The sequence below is a fragment of the Cupriavidus basilensis genome, assembly GCF_000876015.1.
GTDB classification, from domain to species: Bacteria; Pseudomonadota; Gammaproteobacteria; order Burkholderiales; family Burkholderiaceae; genus Cupriavidus; species Cupriavidus basilensis_B.
Genome location: NZ_BBQM01000018.1, coordinates 234,086 through 255,013, shown reverse-complemented (window position 1 = coordinate 255,013; position 20,928 = coordinate 234,086). Strand labels below are relative to the sequence as shown.

General features: G+C 66.7%; 20 protein-coding genes and 1 tRNA gene. All 21 read left to right on the top strand.

Annotated features, from left to right (window positions below; translation table 11 throughout):
- The first annotated feature begins 13 nt into the window (after positions 1-13).
- Positions 14-910: a CDP-diacylglycerol--serine O-phosphatidyltransferase gene (pssA, locus tag KF708C_RS19810; protein ID WP_020203621.1), complete on the top strand. Its 897-nt coding sequence runs from the start codon at positions 14-16 to the stop codon at positions 908-910.
- 156 nt (positions 911-1,066) lie between these two features.
- Complete coding sequence (lysM, locus tag KF708C_RS19805; RefSeq protein WP_020203622.1) at positions 1,067-1,561, top strand: peptidoglycan-binding protein LysM; 495 nt, start codon at positions 1,067-1,069, stop codon at positions 1,559-1,561.
- Positions 1,562-1,921: 360 nt separating this feature from the next.
- A complete protein-coding gene (locus KF708C_RS19800) occupies positions 1,922-3,460 on the top strand; it encodes a 2-isopropylmalate synthase (RefSeq protein WP_020203623.1) in 1,539 nt (512 codons plus the stop codon).
- A 327-nt stretch (positions 3,461-3,787) separates the two neighbouring features.
- Positions 3,788-5,035: a branched-chain amino acid ABC transporter substrate-binding protein gene (locus KF708C_RS19795; protein WP_020203624.1), complete on the top strand. Its 1,248-nt coding sequence runs from the start codon at positions 3,788-3,790 to the stop codon at positions 5,033-5,035.
- 217 nt (positions 5,036-5,252) lie between these two features.
- Positions 5,253-5,525 (top strand): 30S ribosomal protein S15, encoded by a 273-nt coding sequence (gene rpsO / locus KF708C_RS19790; RefSeq protein ID WP_020203625.1) that lies wholly within the window; start codon positions 5,253-5,255, stop codon positions 5,523-5,525.
- 435 nt (positions 5,526-5,960) lie between these two features.
- Positions 5,961-8,123 carry a polyribonucleotide nucleotidyltransferase gene (gene pnp, locus KF708C_RS19785; RefSeq protein ID WP_059412992.1) on the top strand — a complete coding sequence of 721 codons (2,163 nt, stop codon included), beginning with the start codon at positions 5,961-5,963 and terminating at the stop codon, positions 8,121-8,123.
- 184 nt (positions 8,124-8,307) lie between these two features.
- On the top strand, positions 8,308-9,312 hold the full coding sequence (locus KF708C_RS19780; RefSeq protein ID WP_020203627.1) for an NAD(P)H-quinone oxidoreductase: 1,005 nt from the start codon (positions 8,308-8,310) through the stop codon (positions 9,310-9,312).
- A 112-nt stretch (positions 9,313-9,424) separates the two neighbouring features.
- Positions 9,425-10,162 carry a triose-phosphate isomerase gene (gene tpiA / locus KF708C_RS19775; protein ID WP_059412991.1) on the top strand — a complete coding sequence of 246 codons (738 nt, stop codon included), beginning with the start codon at positions 9,425-9,427 and terminating at the stop codon, positions 10,160-10,162.
- A gap of 46 nt (positions 10,163-10,208) precedes the next feature.
- Complete coding sequence (gene secG, locus KF708C_RS19770; protein WP_029043743.1) at positions 10,209-10,577, top strand: preprotein translocase subunit SecG; 369 nt, start codon at positions 10,209-10,211, stop codon at positions 10,575-10,577.
- Positions 10,578-10,780: 203 nt separating this feature from the next.
- Positions 10,781-10,865: transfer RNA gene (locus tag KF708C_RS19765), tRNA-Leu, on the top strand.
- 165 nt (positions 10,866-11,030) lie between these two features.
- The gene (locus KF708C_RS19760; protein WP_020203630.1) at positions 11,031-11,390 is read left to right on the top strand and encodes an NADH-quinone oxidoreductase subunit A; all 360 of its coding nucleotides are present in this window, start codon (positions 11,031-11,033) and stop codon (positions 11,388-11,390) included.
- A gap of 6 nt (positions 11,391-11,396) precedes the next feature.
- Complete coding sequence (locus KF708C_RS19755) at positions 11,397-11,879, top strand: NuoB/complex I 20 kDa subunit family protein (RefSeq protein ID WP_020203631.1); 483 nt, start codon at positions 11,397-11,399, stop codon at positions 11,877-11,879.
- Position 11,880: 1 nt separating this feature from the next.
- The gene (locus KF708C_RS19750) at positions 11,881-12,480 is read left to right on the top strand and encodes an NADH-quinone oxidoreductase subunit C (RefSeq protein ID WP_020203632.1); all 600 of its coding nucleotides are present in this window, start codon (positions 11,881-11,883) and stop codon (positions 12,478-12,480) included.
- Between the two features lie 8 nt (positions 12,481-12,488).
- Complete coding sequence (locus KF708C_RS19745; protein ID WP_059412990.1) at positions 12,489-13,742, top strand: NADH-quinone oxidoreductase subunit D; 1,254 nt, start codon at positions 12,489-12,491, stop codon at positions 13,740-13,742.
- Between the two features lie 203 nt (positions 13,743-13,945).
- Positions 13,946-14,446 carry an NADH-quinone oxidoreductase subunit NuoE gene (gene nuoE, locus KF708C_RS19740; protein ID WP_020203634.1) on the top strand — a complete coding sequence of 167 codons (501 nt, stop codon included), beginning with the start codon at positions 13,946-13,948 and terminating at the stop codon, positions 14,444-14,446.
- A gap of 1 nt (position 14,447) precedes the next feature.
- Positions 14,448-15,743: an NADH-quinone oxidoreductase subunit NuoF gene (nuoF, locus tag KF708C_RS19735; protein ID WP_020203635.1), complete on the top strand. Its 1,296-nt coding sequence runs from the start codon at positions 14,448-14,450 to the stop codon at positions 15,741-15,743.
- A gap of 12 nt (positions 15,744-15,755) precedes the next feature.
- Positions 15,756-18,131, top strand: a complete 2,376-nt coding sequence (gene nuoG / locus KF708C_RS19730) for an NADH-quinone oxidoreductase subunit NuoG (protein ID WP_059412989.1) — start codon at positions 15,756-15,758, stop codon at positions 18,129-18,131.
- An 18-nt stretch (positions 18,132-18,149) separates the two neighbouring features.
- Positions 18,150-19,214 (top strand): NADH-quinone oxidoreductase subunit NuoH, encoded by a 1,065-nt coding sequence (nuoH, locus tag KF708C_RS19725; RefSeq protein ID WP_020203637.1) that lies wholly within the window; start codon positions 18,150-18,152, stop codon positions 19,212-19,214.
- 65 nt (positions 19,215-19,279) lie between these two features.
- A complete protein-coding gene (gene nuoI, locus KF708C_RS19720; RefSeq protein ID WP_020203638.1) occupies positions 19,280-19,771 on the top strand; it encodes an NADH-quinone oxidoreductase subunit NuoI in 492 nt (163 codons plus the stop codon).
- Positions 19,772-19,937: 166 nt separating this feature from the next.
- Positions 19,938-20,573: an NADH-quinone oxidoreductase subunit J gene (locus tag KF708C_RS19715; RefSeq protein WP_059412988.1), complete on the top strand. Its 636-nt coding sequence runs from the start codon at positions 19,938-19,940 to the stop codon at positions 20,571-20,573.
- 16 nt (positions 20,574-20,589) lie between these two features.
- The gene (nuoK, locus tag KF708C_RS19710) at positions 20,590-20,895 is read left to right on the top strand and encodes an NADH-quinone oxidoreductase subunit NuoK (RefSeq protein WP_006156828.1); all 306 of its coding nucleotides are present in this window, start codon (positions 20,590-20,592) and stop codon (positions 20,893-20,895) included.
- The last annotated feature ends 33 nt before the right edge of the window (positions 20,896-20,928 follow it).

The window sequence follows — 20,928 nt, the reverse complement described above, 5'->3', positions numbered from 1 at the left end:
GGAGAAAACAGGCATGGGTGCATTCAACCGGCGCAACAAGCGCGCCAGCAACGGCAACGTGACGCATCTGCGTCCGTTCCGCCACAACCAGTTGCGCGGCGGCGAGCCGGACGGCTACGACGATGCCGCCGACCCCGACATCGAATACGTGCGGCCGCGCCGGCGCGGCATCTACCTGCTGCCCAACGCCTTCACCACCGCGGCGCTGTTCGCCGGCTTCTTCGCCATCGTGCAGGCCATGAACATGCGCTTCGACACGGCGGCCATCGCCATCTTCGCGGCGATGGTGCTGGACGGCATGGACGGCCGCGTGGCGCGCATCACCAATACCCAGAGCGCGTTCGGCGAGCAGTACGACTCGCTGTCCGACATGACCTCGTTCGGCGTGGCGCCGGCGCTGGTGATGTACGAGTGGATCCTGCACGACCTCGGCAAATGGGGCTGGATCGCCGCCTTTGTCTACTGCACCTGCGCCGCGCTGCGCCTGGCGCGCTTCAACGCCAACATCGGCGTGGTCGACAAGCGCTTCTTCCAGGGGCTGCCCAGCCCGGCGGCGGCGGCGCTGGTGGCCGGCTTCGTGTGGCTGGTGATCGACAACAAGCTGCCGGTCAAGGACCTGTGGATGCCGTGGGTGGCATTCGGCATCACGCTGTACGCCGGGCTGTCGATGGTGTCGAACGCGCCGTTCTACAGCGGCAAGGCGCTCGACGTGCGCTACCGCGTGCCGTTCGGCATGATGGTGCTGGTGCTGGTGCTGTTCGTGGTGGTGTCGACCGACCCGCCGGTGGCGCTGTTCGGGCTGTTCGTGGCCTACGCGATCTCCGGCTACCTGCTGTGGGGCTGGCGCGCGCTGCACGGGCAGCCGGCCGGCGTGCGCAAGGCGCGCGACGGCGGGAACGAACGTTCCTGAGCCGTTCCGGTGAAAAGGCGCTGCGGCGCCTTTTCTTTTTTTTACTCTTCAGTGCTCGCTCTTTTACCGCCGCTCTCTTATCTTGGCTCTCTGATCCCGGCTGCTGTTGCGCCGCTGTTGCGTTGTTGTTCCTTTTCACGATCACAGGAGGTTCTCATGGGCATGCTCGACTTCATCAAGGAAGCAGGAGAGAAACTGTTCGGCGGCGGCGAGGCCAAGGCGGCCACGCCAGCTGCCGCGCCCGCGGCCGATGCCGACGCGGCCAACCGCGCCGCTGGCGACGCCATCGAGGGCTACATCAGGCAGATGGGCCTGGACGCCACCGGGCTGACGGTGCAGGTGGACGGCTCGCAGGGGCTGGTGACGGTGTTCGGCGTGGCGCCCGACCAGGCCACGCGCGAGAAGATCATCCTGTGCTGCGGCAACGTGCAGGGCGTGGACAAGGTCGACGACAAGATGTCGGTCAACGTGGAGACGGCCGAGTCGCAATGGCACACCGTGGTCAAGGGCGACACGCTGTGGGCGATCTCCCAGACCGCCTACGGCAACGGCGCGCTGTACACCGCCATCTTCGAGGCCAACCGCCCGATGCTGTCGAACCCGGACAAGATCTATCCGGGGCAGAAGCTGCGCATCCCGCCCAAGGCCTGACGGCGGGGCACCGATGGCCGGGGCGGCGCGGACACCGCCCGCGGCCATCGGGCATCGACTATCGGCACGATTGATGCGTCCATGTTGCGCGCGCCCGGCTTCTCGGCTATAGTCGCTGACATGATTTCGCGCCAAGCCCTACTCGCCCGCACCACGCTAGGTGGCCTACTAGGCCATCAGGTCGGGACGCGTTCGCGCTGAGGGAAGCCAACACCCTCGCGCAAAGTCACACAGGATTCACAAACGCCCCGGCCTGCATCACTGCACGCCGGGGCGTTCTGCATTCAGCGCCGGCGCAGCGAGAACAGGCCAGGCCCGCCAGACGCCAAGCACAACAGATAAAGCCCAGGAGCCCCATCCATGTCCGACAAACTCATCATTTTCGACACCACCTTGCGCGACGGCGAGCAGTCGCCCGGCGCCTCCATGACCCGCGAGGAAAAGATCCGCATCGCGCGCCAGCTGGAGCGCCTGAGGGTGGACGTGATCGAAGCCGGCTTCGCGGCCAGCTCCAACGGCGATTTCGAGGCCATCCGCGCGATCGCCCAGGTGGTCAAGGACTCCACCATCTGCTCGCTGGCCCGCGCCAACGACAAGGACATCGCCCGCGCCGCCGAGGCGCTCAAGCCGGCCAACTCGTTCCGCATCCATACCTTCATCGCCACCTCGGCGCTGCACATGGAGAAGAAGCTGCGCATGACGCCGGACCAGGTCTATGAGCAGGCCCGCCTGGCCGTGCGCTTCGCGCGCCAGTTCACCGACGACATCGAGTTCTCGCCCGAGGACGGCAGCCGCTCGGACATGGACTTCCTGTGCCGCGTGCTCGAAGGCGTGATCGCCGAGGGCGCCACCACCATCAACCTGCCCGACACGGTCGGCTACGCGGTGCCGGAAGGCTACGCCGCGCTGATCCGCTCGGTGCGCGAGCGCATCCCCAATTCCGACAAGGCGATCTGGTCCGTGCACTGCCACAACGACCTCGGCATGGCGGTGGCCAACTCGCTGGCGGCGGTCAAGCTCGGCGGCGCGCGCCAGGTCGAGTGCACCATCAACGGCCTCGGCGAGCGCGCCGGCAACACCAGCCTCGAAGAGGTGGTGATGGCGGTCAAGACGCGCCGCGACTACTTCGACATGGACGTCGGCGTGGACACCACGCAGATCGTGCCGGCCTCCAAGCTGGTCTCGCAGATCACCGGCTTCGTGGTGCAGCCCAACAAGGCCGTGGTCGGCGCCAACGCGTTCGCGCACGCCTCGGGCATCCACCAGGACGGCGTGCTCAAGGCGCGCGACACCTACGAGATCATGCGCGCCGAGGACGTGGGCTGGAGCGCCAACAAGATCGTGCTGGGCAAGCTCTCGGGCCGCAACGCGTTCAAGCAGCGCCTGCAGGAGCTCGGCATCACGCTCGACAGCGAAAGCGAGATCAACGCCGCCTTCGCGCGCTTCAAGGAACTGGCCGACCAGAAGGCCGAGATCTTCGACGAAGACATCATGGCCATCGTTTCCGACGAGGCCCACGACGTCAACGACCACTTCCGCTTCATCTCGCTGTCGCAGCGCTCGGAAACCGGCGAGCGTCCGCACGCGCGCGTGGTCTTCAACATGGACGGCCAGGAACTGATCGGCGAAGCCGAGGGCAACGGCCCGGTCGACGCCACCCTGCATGCGATCGAAAGCAAGGTCAACAGCGGCGCCGAGCAGGTGCTGTATTCGGTCAACGCCATCACCACGGGCACCCAGGCCCAGGGCGAAGTGACGGTGCGCCTGTCCAAGGCCGGGCGCATCGTCAACGGCGTCGGCACGGACCCGGACATCGTGGCGGCTTCGGCCAAGGCCTACCTGGCCGCGCTGAACAAGCTGCACGACAAGGCCGTGCAGAAGATCAACCCGCAGATCTGACCCGGATCCCCGCGGCAAGCCCGCGGCCTATCCGGCCGCGCGGCTTGAACCGGCCCGCCCGTTTCCCACGAGGACGCTGGCGGGCGTTTTGCGTTTCGTTTGGGCTTTCTTTTGCGCTTCCTTCGCGCTGTCTTTGCGGCTTCTCGCGCTCCCCGCGCGCAATGCGCGGGCTTCAGCGGCGCCGGCATCCGGCGCGCATCCCGTGGCAACGGGCGTCATGGTGCCGCCTTCGCGGCGCCGCGCTTTCTGTCGGGCGAGGGCCGCCGCGGTTTGCCTCGGCCCGCGTCCGTGGCTTACCATGCATCGCTTTCGACGGGAGGGCTCTCGATGTGGAGTAGACGATGGCTGGCCGGCTGCCTGCTGGCGCTGGCCGCCGCGGGCGCGGGCGCGCAGGAGCCGATCCGGCTGGGCATGATCGAAGGGCTGTCCGGCCCGTTCGCCAACGCCGGCGACGCGGTGGTGCGCAACCTGCGCATCGCCGTGGAGCGCGTCAATGCGCGCGGCGGCGTGAAGACCGCGCAGGGCGCGCGCCCGTTCGAGCTGGTCACGCTCGATAGCAAGGGCAACGTCGACGAGAGCCTGATGCAGTTCCGCGCGCTGACCGACCGCCACATGCCGTTCGTCCTGCAGGGCAACAGCTCGGCGGTGGCCGCCGCGCTGGTCGGCGCGGTCAACCGCCACAACCAGCGCCAGCCCGACGCGCGCGTGCTGTTCCTCAATTACTCGGCGGTCGACCCGGCGCTGACCAACGAGAACTGCAGCTTCTGGCACTTCCGCTTCGACGCCAGCGCCGACATGCGCATGCAGGCGCTGACCGAGGTCATCCGTGCCGACGCGGGCGTGCGCCGCGTCTACCTGATCGACCAGGACTACAGCTTCGGCCACCAGGTGGCGCGCTCGGCGCGCGAGATGCTGGCCGCCAAGCGCCCCGACCTGCGCATCGTCGGCGACGAATTCCACCCGATCGGCAAGATCAAGGATTTCGCGCCGTACATCGCCAAGATCAAGGCCAGCGGCGCGGACGCCGTCATCACCGGCAACTGGGGCAACGACCTGACGCTGATGGTCAAAGCCGCGCGCGAGGGCGGCCTGAACGCCAGGTTCTACACCTTCTACGGCAACGGCCTGGGCGCGCCCGCGGCGATGGGCGACGCCGGGGTGGGGAGGGTGCTGGCGGTGGCCGAATGGCACCCGAACGTGGGCGGCGCCGCCTCGGATGCGTTCTACCGGGCCTTCCGCGCGCGCTACCCCGAGCCGCGCGACGACTACGTCCACCTGCGCATGCAGATGATGGTCGAGATGCTGGCGCGCGCGATCGAGCGGGCCGGCTCGACCGACGCCGTCAAGGTGGCGCACGCGCTGGAGGACATGCGCTACGTCAACGACTTCCACGAGGCCACCATCCGCGCCAGCGACCACCAGGTGCTGCAGCCGCTCTACGTGTCGGTGATGGAGAAGCAGGGCGGGGAGGTGCGCTTCGACAACGAGGGCTCGGGCTACGGCTTCCGCACGGTCAGGAAACTGAAGGCAGCGCAGACCACATTGCCGACGACGTGCCAGATGGAGCGGTTCTGAGGGATTTGCTGGCAAGCGCGGCCGGATTTCCGCTATAATTGCCGGCTGTCACGGCCAAACCGGGGTCATCCACGGGGCGGGCGGCGGCAAATATGCCTGAAAAGCAACGCAAGCATCGCAAACCAGCAGCACAAGCAATGCAAAAGGGCAATGCAAAAGGCACGACGCAGGCGGCGCATTCCGCGCTGTAGCGTTCGCAAGTGAAAAGGAAATCATCATGGCAGCAGCCGAAACCAGCAGCAAGACCGACATCATCAAGCAGTTCGCACGCGCAACCAACGACACCGGCAGCCCCGAAGTCCAGGTCGCCCTGCTGACCAACCGCATCAACGAACTGACCCCCCACTTCAAGGCCAACATGAAGGATCACCACAGCCGCCGCGGCCTGCTGCGCATGGTGAGCCGTCGTCGTCGCCTGCTGGACTACCTCAAGGCCAACGATGCCGACCGCTATCGTTCGCTGATCGAGAAGCTGGGCCTGCGCAAGTAAGCACCCCAGGATCGTCCGGATGGCAGCGCGAATGGATGCACTGCACGCCTTCGCGTGAAGCCATGAATGCCTGCGTCAGCGCTGCTGATGCAGGCATTTTGTTTTTGCGGGCCGAGGCCCGCGACGCTGCCGGGTGGCGCGATGTCCGTTGTGACTTCGGTTCCACCCGGCAGCGCCAGGCGCCACCGCCTGGCGCCCGTTGCGCCAAGACGTGCAACGGAGTAAGTTAGTCCGTTCTTTAGCTTTTTTTCACACCGGAGTCGGGCAAGGAAGCGGGGCTTTGTGTCATTCCAGCGTGGTATCCGCAGTCGCGGGTATCCCGCTGGAATGGCATAGCACTTCCCTGTGACCGCGACCGACGCGCATCCGGCGGTTCGCCCGCGGCTGCTAACGCGGGCATTGCACAAGCGTGCAAGCACGAACAAAGGAACGCTCATGACCATGTTCAATAAAGTCGTCAAGGAATTCCAGTGGGGCCAGCACACGGTGCGCCTGGAAACCGGCGAAATCGCCCGCCAGGCTGGCGGCGCCGTGATCGTCGACGTGGAAGACACCGTGGTGCTGGCCACCGTGGTGGCCGCCAAGTCGCCCAAGGCCGGCCAGGACTTCTTCCCGCTGACCGTCGACTACATCGAGAAGACCTACGCCGCCGGCAAGATCCCCGGCGGTTTCTTCAAGCGTGAAGGCCGTCCGTCGGAAAACGAGACGCTGACCTCGCGCCTGATCGACCGTCCGCTGCGCCCGCTGTTCCCGGAAGGCTTCTACAACGACGTGCAGGTGGTGATCCACGTGCTGTCGCTGAACCCGGAAGTGCCGGCCGACATCCCCGCGCTGATCGGCGCCTCGGCCGCGCTGGCGGTGTCGGGCATCCCGTTCAGCGGCCCCGTGGGCGCGGCCCGCGTCGGCTACAAGGACGGCCAGTACCTGCTCAACCCGACCCGCGCGCAGATCGCCGCGTCGGAGCTCGACCTGGTCGTGGCCGGCACCGAGCGCGCCGTGCTGATGGTGGAGTCGGAAGCCAACCAGTTGTCGGAAGACGTGATGCTGGGCGCCGTGGTCTACGGCCACGAGCAGATGCAGACCGCCATCAACGCCATCCATGATCTGGTGCGCGACGGCGGCAAGCCCGAGTGGGACTGGGCGCCGGCGCCGAAGAACGAAGCGCTGATCGCCAGGATCGGCGAGATCGCGCTGCCGCTGCTGCAGGACGCCTACCAGTTGCGCCAGAAGTCCGCGCGCAGCCAGAAGCTCAAGGAAGTCTACGCCGCCGTGATGGCCCAACTGGCCGAAGCCGGCGTGGAAGCCGACAAGGTCGAAGTGGGCAACGTGCTGTTCGACATCGAAGCGAAGATCGTGCGCAGCCAGGTGCTGTCGGGCGAGCCGCGCATCGACGGCCGCGACACCCGCACGGTGCGCCCGATCGAGATCCGCTCGTCGGTGCTGCCGCGCGCGCACGGCTCGGCCATCTTCACCCGCGGCGAGACGCAGGCGCTGGTGGTGGCCACGCTGGGCACCAAGGGCGACGAGCAGATCATCGACGCGCTGGCCGGCGAATACCGCGACCGCTTCATGCTCCACTACAACATGCCTCCGTTCGCCACCGGCGAGACCGGCCGCGTGGGCAGCCCGAAGCGCCGTGAAATCGGCCACGGCCGCCTGGCCAAGCGCGCGCTGATCCCGGTGCTGCCGAAGGACGACGAGTTCGCCTACACCATCCGCCTGGTCTCCGAGATCACCGAATCGAACGGCTCGTCGTCGATGGCCTCGGTGTGCGGCGGCTGCCTGGCGCTGATGGACGCCGGCGTTCCGGTCAAGGCGCACGTCGCCGGCGTGGCGATGGGCCTGATCCTGGAAGGCAACAAGTTCGCCGTGCTGACCGACATCCTCGGCGACGAGGACCACCTCGGCGACATGGACTTCAAGGTGGCGGGCACCGACGCCGGCATCACCGCGCTGCAGATGGACATCAAGGTCCAGGGCATCACCAAGGAAATCATGCAGGTCGCGCTGGCGCAGGCCAAGGAAGGCCGCCTGCACATCCTGGGCAAGATGCAGGACGCGATGGGCCACGCGCGCACCGAGCTGTCGGAGCACGCGCCGCGCATGATCACCATGAAGATCCATCCGGACAAGATCCGCGAAGTGATCGGCAAGGGCGGCTCGACCATCCAGGCGCTGACCAAGGAAACCGGCACCACCATCGACATCCAGGAAGACGGCACCATCACCATCGCCTCGACCTCGACCGAAGGCATGGCCGAAGCCAAGCGCCGCATCGAAGGCATCACCGCGGAAGCCGAAGTGGGCAAGATCTACGCCGGCACCGTGCTCAAGCTGCTGGACTTCGGCGCGATCGTCAACATCCTGCCGGGCAAGGATGGCCTGCTGCATATCTCCGAGATCGTCAACGAGCGCGTCAAGGACATCAAGGACTGGCTCAAGGAAGGCCAGCAGGTTCGCGTCAAGCTGATCCAGGCCGACGAGAAGGGCCGCCTGCGCCTGTCCCTGAAGGCCGCGCTGGCCGAAGAGGGCGGCAGCATCAGCCCGATCGTCAACAGCGACGCGCCGGCGAACCCGTCGGCGGAACAGCAGCAGTAAGCTGCCCCGCGGTACCCGTAGCAGGAAAAACGGCTGGCGATGTCCAGCCGTTTTTTTGTTTACACTGCGCGAGTCCCGGCCCGGCGCCGCGGCGCGCCTCCAGGGGCCGCGCCGCCGCCGGGCCCCCCGATACCGACCCCAGCCATGCGCGCACGCCGCCGCATGCGCAATGCAAGGAGAAGACATGCAAGCCATCGAAATCCGCGAATACGGCGCCCCCGAGGTCCTGCAGCTGACGCAGCGCCCCGATCCCGAGGTCCGCGCGGGCGAGATCCTGATCCGCGTGAGCGCCGCCGGCGTCAACCGCCCCGACGTGTTCCAGCGCACCGGCAACTACCCGGTGCCGCCGGGCGCGTCCGACCTGCCCGGCCTGGAAGTGGCGGGCGTGGTGGCCGGCGGCGACCTCGCGCATGCCGACAACCGCTTCGGCCTCAAGCTCGGCGACCGCGTGTGCGCGCTGGTGCAGGGCGGCGGCTACGCCGAGCTGTGCGCGGCGCCCGCGGCGCAGTGCCTGCCAGTGCCGGCGGGCTTGTCGGACGTCGAGGCGGCGGCCCTGCCCGAGACCTTCTTCACGGTGTGGAGCAACGTGTTCGACCGCGGCTACCTCGGGCGCGGCCCGCTCGGCAAGGACGAGACCCTGCTGATCCAGGGCGGCTCGAGCGGCATCGGCACCACCGCCATCCAGATCGCCAAGGCGCTCGGCCACAAGGTCTTCGTGACCGCCGGCAGCATCGAGAAATGCCGCGCCTGCGAGGCGCTCGGCGCCGATCGCGCCATCAACTACAAGACCGAGGACTTCGTCGCCGAGGTCAAGGCGCTGACCGGCGGGCGCGGCGCCGACGTCATCCTCGACATGGTGGCCGGCCCCTACCTCGCGCGCGAGCTGGCCTGCGTGGCCGACGACGGCCGCATCGTCATCATCGCGCTGCTGGGCGGCGCCAAGGCCGAGATCCCGCTGGCCGACATCCTGCGCCGGCGCATCACCGTGACCGGCTCGACGCTGCGCCCGCGCCCGGTGGCGTTCAAGGGCGAGATCGCGCAGGCGCTGCACCGGCACGTGTGGCCGCTGCTGGCCGCCGGCAAGATCAAGCCGGTGATCCACCAGACCTTCCCGGCGGCGCAGGCCGCCGACGCGCACCGCCTGATGGAGTCCAGCGAGCACATCGGCAAGATCGTGCTGACCTGGTAAGGGACGGCGAGGCAGGGCGCGGGGCGCTTCCCAGGGCCGGTCCAGGGCCGCTCTGGTGGCGTAGGGCCCGCGCCCGCGCTACAATAGCGGGTTTTATCGAGAGAGGCGCTCCGTGAGACAAAAGCTCGTCATCGGCAACTGGAAGATGCACGGCAGCCTGGCCGCCAACGCGGCCCTGCTGGCAGGTATCAAGGCCGCGCCGGCCAGCGCCCGCCTGGCGGTGTGCGCGCCGTTCCCGTACCTGGTGCAGTGCCAGTCGCTGCTGGCCGGCACGGCCGTGGCGTGGGGCGCGCAGGACGTCTCGGCCGAGGCGCGTGGCGCGTTCACCGGCGAGGTGGCGGCTTCGATGCTGGCCGAATTCGGCGTTTCCTACGTCCTGGTCGGGCATTCGGAGCGCCGCGGCTATCATGGCGAGACCGATGCCGTGGTGGCCGCCAAGGCGGTGCGCGCGCTCGAGTCCGGCATCGTGCCGGTGGTGTGCGTGGGCGAGACCCTGGCGCAGCGCGAGGCGGGCGAGACCGAGGCGGTGGTCGGCCGCCAGCTCGACGCCGTGCTGGCGGCGCTGTCGGCCGAGCAGCTCGCGCGCGTCGTGCTGGCCTACGAGCCGGTCTGGGCGATCGGCACCGGCAAGACCGCCAGCAGCGCGCAGGCCCAGGCCGTGCACGCATTCCTGCGCGGCCGCGTGGCGGCGCGCGACGCCGGCGTGGCGGCCGGCATGGCCATGTTGTACGGCGGCAGCGTCAAGCCGGACAACGCGGCAGAACTGTTTTCCATGCCCGACATCGACGGGGGCCTCATCGGAGGCGCCGCGCTGAAGTCGGACGATTTCCTCGCGATCGGCAACGCCTGAATGCCGGCCGCTCACATGGTCTGATCAGGCAAGCGAATCGAACCAAATGGCAATTTTCAAAACTTTGTTGGTAGTGGCGCAGGTACTGTCCGCGCTTGGCGTGATCGGCCTGGTGCTGCTGCAGCATGGCAAGGGCGCGGACGTCGGCGCGGCGTTCGGCTCGGGCGCCTCGGGCAGCCTGTTCGGCGCCACCGGCTCGGCCAACTTCCTGTCGCGCACCACGGCCGTGCTGGCGTCGCTGTTCTTCATCTGCACGCTGAGCCTGACGCTGATGGGCAACTACCGTCCCACTGCCTCGCTGGGCGTGATGGGCGCCGCTCCGCAGTCGGCGCCGGCCCCTGCCGCGGCGGCTTCGGCCCCCGCTGCGCCGACCGTGGCAGCCTCCGGCGCAGCCGCGCCCGCAGTACCGAAATAATCAAGCGGCCTTGCGACGGATTCTTGAAGATTTTTGTAGTTGTGCGTTGAACAAAACAAGAATTTTGGGTTAGAATGCAAGGCTTGAAACGATCCCCCAGCGACGGGGCTCCAGCCAGGATCAAGGTATCCCAGCCAGAGTTCCGAAGGGTGTAAAAACCCTGGGCCCCAAGGCCAGCGCCAGGCAATATTGTTTCTCCCCCAGCCGACGTGGTGAAATTGGTAGACACGCTATCTTGAGGGGGTAGTGGCGAAAGCTGTGCGAGTTCGAGTCTCGCCGTCGGCACCAAACAACTTGATCGGGGCGTGGAGTCCGGAGAGCATCCCGGCTTCGTGCCCCGGCCAGTCCGCAAGGCGGCGTCGTAATTTCTACGGAATGGCGCTTGGGGTGGGCAACAGGTCGCCGCTAGCTGCTGGTGCTGTTGACAACATTCCAGATAAGGCTGGCCGTACCTTGAATCTCGAAGCCTACTTCCCCGTCCTCATCTTCATCATCTTCGGTGTCGTGCTCGGCGTGGCATTGATGTCGATCGGCCGGATCCTCGGCCCCAACAAACCCGACCCCGCGAAGCTCTCTCCCTACGAGTGCGGCTTCGAAGCGTTCGAGGACGCGCGCATGAAGTTCGACGTGCGCTACTACCTCATCGCTATCCTGTTCATCCTGTTCGATCTCGAAACTGCCTTCCTTTTCCCGTGGGGTGTAGCCCTGCGCGAGATCGGCTGGCCGGGATTCTTCTCCATGGGCGTGTTTCTGCTGGAATTCATCGTGGGCTTCGTCTACATCTGGAAAAAAGGCGCGCTCGATTGGGAGTGATGTGAAATGGCAATCGAAGGCGTTCTCAATGAAGGCTTCGTCACGACTACCGCTGACAAGCTGATCAACTGGACCCGCACCGGGTCGCTCTGGCCGATGACCTTCGGCCTGGCCTGCTGTGCCGTGGAAATGATGCATGCCGGCGCGGCACGCTACGACCTGGACCGCTTCGGCGTGGTGTTCCGCCCGTCGCCGCGCCAGTCCGACGTGATGATCGTGGCCGGCACGCTGTGCAACAAGATGGCCCCCGCGCTGCGCAAGGTCTACGACCAGATGGCGGAGCCGCGCTGGGTGATCTCGATGGGGTCGTGCGCGAATGGCGGCGGCTACTATCACTACTCGTATTCCGTGGTGCGCGGCTGCGATCGCATCGTGCCGGTGGACATCTACGTGCCGGGTTGCCCGCCGACGGCCGAAGCGCTGATCTACGGCGTCATCCAGCTGCAGAACAAGATCCGTCGCACCAATACCATCGCGCGCAAGGGCTGACATGGCGAACCTCGATACCCTGAAGGCCGCGCTCGAAAAGACATTGGGCAAGCGTATCCAGAAACTCGTCGAGGCGGTAGGGGAGCTAACCCTGATCGTCAAGGCCGACGACTACCTGGAAACCGCGCTGATGCTGCGCGACGATCCCTCGCTGCGCTTCGAGCAGTTGCTCGACGTGGCCGGCGTCGATTACTCCGCGTACGGCGACGGTGCCTGGGACGGCCCCCGTTTCGCCGCGGTGACGCACCTGCTGTCGATCACCCATAACTGGCGCCTGCGCGTGCGCGTGTTCGCGCCCGACGACGACGTGCCCGTGGTGCCGTCGCTGAACGACGTCTGGAACTCGGCCAACTGGTTCGAGCGCGAAGCGTTCGACTTCTTCGGCATCGTATTCGAAGGCCATAACGACCTGCGCCGCCTGCTGACCGACTACGGTTTCGTCGGCCACCCGTTCCGCAAGGACTTCCCGGTGTCGGGCTTCGTCGAAATGCGCTACGACCCCGAGCAGAAGCGGGTGATCTATCAACCCGTGACCATCGAGCCGCGTGAAATCACGCCGCGCGTGATCCGGGAAGAGAACTACGGCGGCTTGCAGCACTGAGAAGCGCAATGGCAGACATCAAGAACTACACCCTGAACTTCGGCCCGCAGCACCCGGCGGCACACGGCGTGCTGCGCCTCGTGCTCGAGCTCGACGGCGAAGTGATCCAGCGCGCCGATCCGCACATCGGCCTGCTGCACCGTGCCACCGAGAAGCTGGCGGAGCAGAAGACCTGGATCCAGAGCGTGCCGTACATGGACCGCCTCGACTACGTGTCGATGATGGTCAACGAGCATGCCTACGTGATGGCGATCGAGAAGCTGCTCGACGTCGAGGTGCCCATCCGCGCGCAGTACATCCGCGTGATGTTCGACGAGATCACGCGCCTGCTGAACCACCTGATGTGGATCGGCGCGCATGCGCTCGACGTGGGCGCGATGGCCGTCTTCCTGTACGCGTTCCGCGAACGCGAAGACATGTTCGACATGTACGAGGCGGTGTCGGGCGCGCGCATGCACGCGGCCTACTACCGTCCGGGCGGCGTGTACCGCGACCTGCCCGACACGATGCCGCAATACAAGGCGTCGAAGATCCACAACGAGCGCGCCATCAAGGCCATGAACGAAGCGCGTTCGGGCTCGCTGCTGGACTTCATCGAGGACTTCACCAACCGCTTCCCGAAGTACGTCGACGAATACGAGACGCTGCTGACGGACAACCGGATCTGGAAGCAGCGCCTGGTCGGCATCGGCGTGGTGAGCCCCGAGCGCGCGCTGCAGATGGGCTTCACCGGCCCGATGCTGCGCGGCTCCGGCATCGAGTGGGACCTGCGCAAGAAGCAGCCCTACGAGGTGTACGACCGCATGGACTTCCAGGTGCCGGTGGGCGTGGGCGGCGACTGCTACGCGCGCTACCTGGTGCGCGTGGAAGAGATGCGCCAGTCCAACCACATCATCAGGCAGTGCATCGACTGGCTGCGCCGCAACCCGGGCCCGGTGATGAGCGACAACCACAAGGTGACGCCGCCGGCGCGCGTGGACATGAAGTCGAACATGGAGGAGCTGATCCACCATTTCAAGCTCTTCACCGAAGGTATCCACGTGCCCGAAGGCGAAGCCTACGCGGCGGTGGAGCACCCGAAGGGCGAGTTCGGCATCTACGCGATCTCCGACGGCGCGAACAAGCCGTACCGCCTGAAGATCCGGGCGCCGGGCTTTGCCCATCTGGCGGCCCTCGACGAAATGGCCAAGGGCCACATGATTGCAGACGCGGTAACGATCATCGGCACGCAGGACATCGTCTTCGGCGAGATCGACCGCTAACAGGAGCCGCCGGCCCCGGACGACGATCCGGGCGCCCCTGGCCGGAATCCGGGCAAGGCCCGCATCCGGCCACGGGAAACCTGCGGTGGGCCAGGCATGCTCCGACATGCGGGCCGCAACGGCAGCGACGGCTGCAAACCTGCGCAATGCGCGCCACGTGGCGGGCATGAACGCAAATGACTCGGCGTATTACAGCAACGACCATGCTATCAGCAGAAGCTCTCAAGGAAATCGATCGCGCGATCGCCAAGTATCCGGCTGACCAGAAGCAGTCGGCCGTGATGGCGGCGCTGGCCGTGGCACAGGGCGAAGTGGGCTGGGTCTCTCCGGAAGTCATGCAGTTCGTCGCCAGCTACCTCGACATGCCCCCGGTGTGGGTCGAGGAAGTCGCGACCTTCTACAACATGTACGACACCAAGCCGGTCGGCAAGTACAAGCTGACGGTCTGCACCAACCTGCCCTGCGCCCTGTCGGGCGGCGAGCGGGCCGGCGAGTATCTCAAGCGCAAGCTCGGCATCGACTACAACGAAACCACTCCGTGCGGCACCTTCACGCTCAAGGAAGGCGAATGCATGGGCGCCTGCGGCGACGCGCCGGTGATGATCGTCAACAACACCCGCATGTGCAGCTTCATGAGCGACGCCAAGCTCGATGCGCTGGTCGACGAGCTCAAGGCCACCGAAGCCGCCAAGGGGGACAAGTAACATGACCTCTCTGCACGACCGCCACATCAAGCCGCTGATCCTGGCCGGCCTCGACGGCAGCAACTGGCACCTCGAAGACTACGTCAAGCGCGGCGGCTACCAGCAGCTGCGGCGCATCCTGACCGAGAAGGTCACGCCCGAGCAGGTGATCGCGGACGTCAAGGCCTCGGGCCTGCGCGGGCGCGGCGGCGCGGGCTTCCCCACCGGCCTGAAGTGGAGCTTCATGCCGCGCCAGTTTCCGGGCCAGAAGTACCTGGTCTGCAATACCGACGAGGGCGAGCCCGGCACCTTCAAGGACCGCGACATCATCCGCTACAACCCGCACGCGCTGATCGAAGGCATGGCCATCGGCGCGTACGCGATGGGCATCACCGTGGGCTACAACTACATCCACGGCGAGATCTGGAACGAATACCGGATCTTCGAGCAGGCGCTCGAGGAAGCGCGCGCGGCGGGTTTCCTGGGCGACGACATCCTGGGCTCGGGCTTCAACTTCCAGCTGCATGCCCACCACGGCTACGGCGCCTACATCTGCGGCGAGGAAACCGCGCTGCTCGAATCGCTGGAAGGCAAGAAAGGCCAGCCGCGCTTCAAGCCGCCGTTCCCGGCCAGCTTCGGCCTGTACGGCAAGCCGACCACCATCAACAACACCGAGACCTTCGCCGCGGTGCCGTTCCTGCTGGGCGTCGGCCCGGACAACTACCTGAAGATGGGCAAGCCGAACAACGGCGGCACCAAGATCTTCTCGGTGTCCGGCGACGTCGAGCGCCCCGGCAACTATGAGATCCCGCTGGGCACGCCGTTCTCGGCGCTGCTGGAGCTCGCCGGCGGCATGCGCGGCGGCAAGCGCATCAAGGCGGTGATCCCGGGCGGCTCGTCCGCGCCGGTGGTGCCGGGCGACCTGATGATGGCGTCCGACATGGACTACGACTCGATCTCCAAGGCCGGCTCGATGCTGGGCTCGGGCGCGGTGATCGTGATGGACGAGACGCGCTGCATGGTCCGCTCGCTGCTGCGCCTGTCGTACTTTTACTTCGAAGAATCGTGCGGCCAGTGCACGCCGTGCCGCGAAGGCACGGGCTGGCTCTACCGCATGGTGAATCGCATCGAACACGGGGAAGGGCGCCAGGAAGACCTGGACCTGCTCAATAACGTCGCTGAAAACATCATGGGCCGCACCATCTGCGCGCTCGGTGATGCGGCAGCGATGCCGGTCCGCGGCATGCTCAAGCACTACTGGAAAGAGTTCGAGTATCACGTCGAACACAAGCAGTGCATGGTTCCGGCCTACATCTAAGCGTGGCAGAACATGGTTGAACTCGAGATCGACGGCAAGAAGGTTGAGGTTGCTGAAGGCAGCCTGGTGATGGAAGCGGCCCGCAAGCTGGGCACCTACATCCCGCACTTCTGCTACCACCGCAAATTGTCCATCGCGGCCAACTGCCGCATGTGCCTGGTCGAGGTCGAAAAGGCGCCCAAGGCGCTGCCGGCCTGCGCCACTCCCGTCACCCCGGGCATGAAGGTCTTCACCAATTCGGAGAAGGCGGTCAAGGCCCAGAAGTCGGTGATGGAATTCCTACTGATCAACCACCCGCTGGACTGCCCGATCTGCGATCAGGGCGGCGAGTGCCAGTTGCAGGATCTGGCGGTCGGCTACGGCGGCTCGGAATCGCGCTACAAGGAAGAGAAGCGCGTGGTGTTCCACAAGAGCGTGGGCCCGCTGATCTCGATGGAAGAGATGACGCGCTGCATCCACTGCACCCGCTGCGTGCGCTTCGGCCAGGAAGTGGCCGGCGTGATGGAGCTGGGCATGCTCAACCGCGGCGAGCACTCGGAAATCACCACGTTCGTGGGCCAGACGGTCGACTCCGAGCTGTCGGGCAACATGATCGACCTGTGCCCGGTCGGCGCGCTGACCAGCAAGCCGTTCCGCTACTCGGCCCGCACCTGGGAACTGGCGCGCCGCAAGTCGGTGTCGCCGCATGACGGCCTCGGCGCCAACCTCGTGGTGCAGACCAAGAACCAGCGCGTGATGCGCGTGCTGCCGCTGGAAAACGAAGACGTCAACGAGTGCTGGCTGTCCGACAAGGACCGCTTCTCGTACGAAGGCCTGAACAGCGCCGACCGTCTCACCAGGCCGCTGCTCAAGCAGGGCGGCGAGTGGATGGAAACCGACTGGCAGACCGCGCTGGAATACGTGGCCAACGGCCTGGCCGGCATCAAGCGCGAGCACGGCGCCGACCAGATCGCCGCGCAGGCCAGCCCGCACAGCACGCTGGAGGAACTCCACCTGCTGGGCAAGCTGGTGCGCGGCCTGGGCAGCGACAACGTCGACTTCCGCCAGCGCCAGACCGATTTCTCGGCCACCGTGAAGGGCGCGCCGTGGCTGGGCCTGCCGATCGCCGAAGTCTCCGCGCTGCAGCGCGTGCTGGTGATCGGCTCGGCCCTGCGCAAGGACCACCCGCTGCTGGCCGCGCGTCTGCGCCAGGCCGGCAAGAAGGGCGCCCGCGTGGCCGTGCTCGGCGCCAACGCCGACGACCTGCTGATGCCGCTGGCCGCCCGCATCGACGCGGCGCCGTCCGCCTGGGCCGCGGCCCTGGCCGGCGTGGCCCGCGCGGTGGCCGCCGCCAAGGGCGTGGCCGCACCGGCCGGCACTGACGGCTTCGACGGCGACGACAAGGCCAGGCTGATCGCCGACGCGCTGCTGTCGGGCGAGCGCCGCGCCGTGTTCCTCGGCAACGAGGCCGTGCGCCATCCGCAGTTCGCCACGCTGCACGCGCTGGCGCAGTGGATCGCCACCGAGACCGGCGCCACGCTGGGCTTCCTGACCGAAGCCGCCAACACCGTGGGCGGCCACATCGCCGGCGCGCTGCCGCAGAACGGCGGCGCCAACGCGCAGGCCATGTTCGCCACCCCGCGCCGCGCCTACGTGCTGCTCAACGCCGAACCCGAGTTCGACGCCGCCAACCCGCGCCAGGCCCTGGCCGCGCTGGGCCAGGCCGGCACCGTGGTGGTGCTGTCGCCGTTCCGCTCGGAAGCCGCGCTGCAATACGCCGACGTGATCCTGCCGGTGACGCCGTACACCGAGACCGCCGGCACCTTCGTCAACTGCGAAGGCCTGCCGCAGAGCTTCAACGGCGTGGTGCGCGCGCTCGGCGACGCGCGCCCGGCCTGGAAGGTCCTGCGCGTGCTGGGCAACCTGCTCGACGTGCCGGGCTTCGACTACGAGACCGCCGAGAACGTGCGCGACGACGTGCTGGCCAGGCCGGTCGCGGCGCAGCTGAGCAACGCCACCGACGCCGCCATCCGCGTGAGCGCGGCCGCCGGCGGCATCGAGCGCGTCGCCGACGTGCCGATCTACCACGCCGACCCGATCGTGCGCCGCGCGGACTCGCTGCAACTGACCGCCGCCGCGCGCCGCGCCATGCAGGCCGGCCTGTCGGCCGACCTGTTCGCCGCGCTCGGCGTGCAGGCCGGCGACCCGGTGCGCGTGACGCAGGGGCAGGGCAGCGTGGTGCTGCCGGCGGCGCTGGAAGCGGCGCTGCCCGCCGGCACCGTGCGCGTATCCGCGGGCACCGTCGCCGCGGCCAGCCTGGACGCCACGTCGGGCACCGTCACCGTTGAGAAAGCCATCGACCTGGCCAGCGCCGCGAAGGGCGCGGCCGAGCCGGCGGCCACGGCATAAGAAGAGCGAGAAAGAAACATGATCGACTGGATTACCTCGCAAGGGCAGAATCTCTTCGGCGGCGCCTGGACGCCGCTGTGGATCCTGATTCGCGCCGTGCTCATCGTGGTGCCGCTGCTGCTGTGCGTGGCCTACCTGATCCTGTGGGAGCGCAAGCTGATCGGCTGGATGCACGTGCGTATCGGCCCGAACCGGGTCGGCCCGCTCGGCCTGCTGCAGCCGATCGCCGACGTGCTCAAGCTGCTGCTCAAGGAAGTCATGATGCCGACGCAGGTCAGCCGGGGCATGTACCTGGTTGCCCCGCTGATGGTGCTGATGCCCGCCGTGGCGGTCTGGGCGGTGATCCCGTTCCAGGCCGAGGCGGTGATGGCCAACGTCAACGCCGGCCTGCTGTACGTGATGGCGATCAGCTCGGTCGGCGTGTACGGCGTGATCCTGGCCGGCTGGGCCTCGAACTCCAAGTACGCCTTCATCGGCGCCATGCGCGCCGCGGCGCAGATGGTGTCGTACGAAATCGCGATGGGCTTCGCCCTGGTGACGGTGCTGATGGTGTCGGGCAGCCTGAACCTGTCGGCCATCGTCAACACGCAGAACACCGGCTACTTCGCCGGCCTGGGCATCAACATCCTGTCCTGGAACTGGCTGCCGCTGCTGCCGATGTTCGGCGTCTACTTCATCTCCGGCGTGGCCGAGACCAACCGCCACCCGTTCGACGTGGTGGAAGGCGAATCGGAAATCGTGGCCGGCCACATGATCGAATATTCGGGCATGGCCTTCGCGCTGTTCTTCCTGGCCGAGTACATCAACATGATCATCATCTCGACGATGACCGCGCTGATGTTCCTGGGAGGCTGGGCGCCGCCGTTCTCGAGCTTCATCACCAATGCGATCCCGGGCTTCTTCTGGCTGCTGTTCAAGGTCTTCCTGCTGCTGTCGGTCTTCATCTGGCTGCGCGCGTCGTTCCCGCGCTACCGCTACGACCAGATCATGCGCCTGGGCTGGAAGGTCTTCATCCCGCTTACGGTGGGCTGGCTGATCATCGTCGCGATCTGGATCCGGTCGCCTTGGAATATCTGGCATTGAACGGCCAGGGCAGGTGCGCCGCCGCCCCCGGCGGCGGCCTGCGGAATCATTAGGAAGCAATCGTCATGCTGCTCGCCATCAAGGACTTCTTCAACAGCCTGCTCCTGAAGGAACTCTTCAAGGGCATGGCTCTGACCGGGCGCTATCTCTTCGCCCGCAAGGTCACGGTCCAGTTTCCCGAAGAGAAGACGCCGATCTCGCCGCGTTTCCGCGGCCTGCACGCGCTGCGCCGCTACCCCAACGGCGAAGAGCGGTGCATCGCCTGCAAGCTGTGCGAGGCGGTCTGCCCGGCGATGGCCATCACCATCGAGTCCGACGCGCGCGCCGACGGCACCCGCCGCACCACGCGCTACGACATCGACCTGACCAAGTGCATCTTCTGCGGCTTCTGCGAAGAGGCCTGCCCGGTCGACGCCATCGTCGAGACGCACATCCTCGAGTACCACGGCGAGAAGCGCGGCGACCTGTATTTCACCAAGGATCTGCTGCTGGCCGTGGGCGACCGCTACGAACCGCAGATCGCCGCGGCCAAGGCCGCGGACGCCAAGTACCGCTGAGCATCGCCCAAGGCGGAGCATTACAGGGCGTGCCGGCCGAATCTGGCCGGCGCTGCCAACGAACAAGTGAATCCGGCCCCGCTGGGGCCGACGAAAAGGATGCCGCAAGGGCAGGCCGCCGGAGGCGGCTTGTGCCGGAAGGCTCAAAGAGGATCCGACAGGAACCATGGAACTGACGACCACCATCTTCTACGTCTTTGCGCTGGTGCTGGTGCTCTCCGCACTGAAAGTCATCACCGCGAAGAACCCCGTGCACTCCGCACTGTTCCTCGTGCTGTCGTTCTTCACGGCCGCCGCGATCTGGATGCTGCTGAAGGCCGAATTCCTCGCCATCCTGCTGGTGCTGGTGTACGTGGGCGCCGTGATGGTGCTGTTCCTGTTCGTGGTGATGATGATCGACATCGACATCGAGCACCTGCGACGGGACTTCTGGACCTACGTGCCGCTGGCCTCGGTGGTCGGCGCGCTGATCATCGCCGAGATGGCCACCGTGCTGGTGCGCAACTTCATCGGCACCACCACGCCGCTGAACAACGTGGCGCAGGGCCCGGATTACTCGAACACCGGCGCGCTCGGCAAGCTGATCTACACCGATTACATCTACGCCTTCGAAGTGGCCGGCATCATCCTGCTGGTGGCGATCATCGCCGCCGTCGCGCTGACGCTGCGCCGCCGCAAGGACAACAAGGCGCAGGACGTGGGCGAGCAGCTGCGCACCCGCCGCGAGGATCGCGTGCGCCTGGTCTCGATGCCCGCGGAAGCCAAGGCGCAGGACGCCGCCGCTGCCGCCAACAAGAACTGAAGCCCGGAGACACGCTGTGCTATCTCTCGCCCATTTCCTCGTGCTCGGTGCGATCCTCTTCGCCATCAGCATCGTTGGTATCTTCCTGAACCGCAAGAACGTGATCGTGCTGCTGATGGCGATCGAGTTGATGCTGCTCGCGGTCAACATGAACTTCGTCGCCTTCTCGCACTACCTCGGCGACCTGGCCGGTCAGGTTTTCGTTTTCTTCATCCTCACGGTGGCCGCGGCCGAGTCGGCAATCGGTCTGGCAATCCTGGTCGTGCTGTTCCGCAACCTGGACACGATCAACGTGGACGACATGGACACCCTCAAGGGCTGATCCGCATCGCCACGCCATGAATCAAGACTGTAA

Bases quoted from the DNA above. Each gene is read 5' to 3' on its own strand.
- pnp (WP_059412992.1), top strand. From the start codon at position 5,961: ATGACCATGTTCAATAAAGTCGTCAAGGAATTCCAGTGGGGCCAGCAC.
- KF708C_RS19715 (WP_059412988.1), top strand. From the start codon at position 19,938: ATGGAACTGACGACCACCATCTTCTACGTCTTTGCGCTGGTGCTGGTG.
- nuoF (WP_020203635.1), top strand. From the start codon at position 14,448: ATGACCTCTCTGCACGACCGCCACATCAAGCCGCTGATCCTGGCCGGC.
- KF708C_RS19745 (WP_059412990.1), top strand. From the start codon at position 12,489: ATGGCAGACATCAAGAACTACACCCTGAACTTCGGCCCGCAGCACCCG.
- nuoI (WP_020203638.1), top strand. From the start codon at position 19,280: ATGCTGCTCGCCATCAAGGACTTCTTCAACAGCCTGCTCCTGAAGGAA.
- nuoE (WP_020203634.1), top strand. From the start codon at position 13,946: ATGCTATCAGCAGAAGCTCTCAAGGAAATCGATCGCGCGATCGCCAAG.
- nuoH (WP_020203637.1), top strand. From the start codon at position 18,150: ATGATCGACTGGATTACCTCGCAAGGGCAGAATCTCTTCGGCGGCGCC.
- rpsO (WP_020203625.1), top strand. From the start codon at position 5,253: ATGGCAGCAGCCGAAACCAGCAGCAAGACCGACATCATCAAGCAGTTC.
- KF708C_RS19780 (WP_020203627.1), top strand. From the start codon at position 8,308: ATGCAAGCCATCGAAATCCGCGAATACGGCGCCCCCGAGGTCCTGCAG.
- KF708C_RS19795 (WP_020203624.1), top strand. From the start codon at position 3,788: ATGTGGAGTAGACGATGGCTGGCCGGCTGCCTGCTGGCGCTGGCCGCC.
- KF708C_RS19755 (WP_020203631.1), top strand. From the start codon at position 11,397: ATGGCAATCGAAGGCGTTCTCAATGAAGGCTTCGTCACGACTACCGCT.
- secG (WP_029043743.1), top strand. From the start codon at position 10,209: ATGGCAATTTTCAAAACTTTGTTGGTAGTGGCGCAGGTACTGTCCGCG.
- pssA (WP_020203621.1), top strand. From the start codon at position 14: ATGGGTGCATTCAACCGGCGCAACAAGCGCGCCAGCAACGGCAACGTG.
- lysM (WP_020203622.1), top strand. From the start codon at position 1,067: ATGGGCATGCTCGACTTCATCAAGGAAGCAGGAGAGAAACTGTTCGGC.
- KF708C_RS19800 (WP_020203623.1), top strand. From the start codon at position 1,922: ATGTCCGACAAACTCATCATTTTCGACACCACCTTGCGCGACGGCGAG.
- KF708C_RS19750 (WP_020203632.1), top strand. From the start codon at position 11,881: ATGGCGAACCTCGATACCCTGAAGGCCGCGCTCGAAAAGACATTGGGC.
- nuoG (WP_059412989.1), top strand. From the start codon at position 15,756: ATGGTTGAACTCGAGATCGACGGCAAGAAGGTTGAGGTTGCTGAAGGC.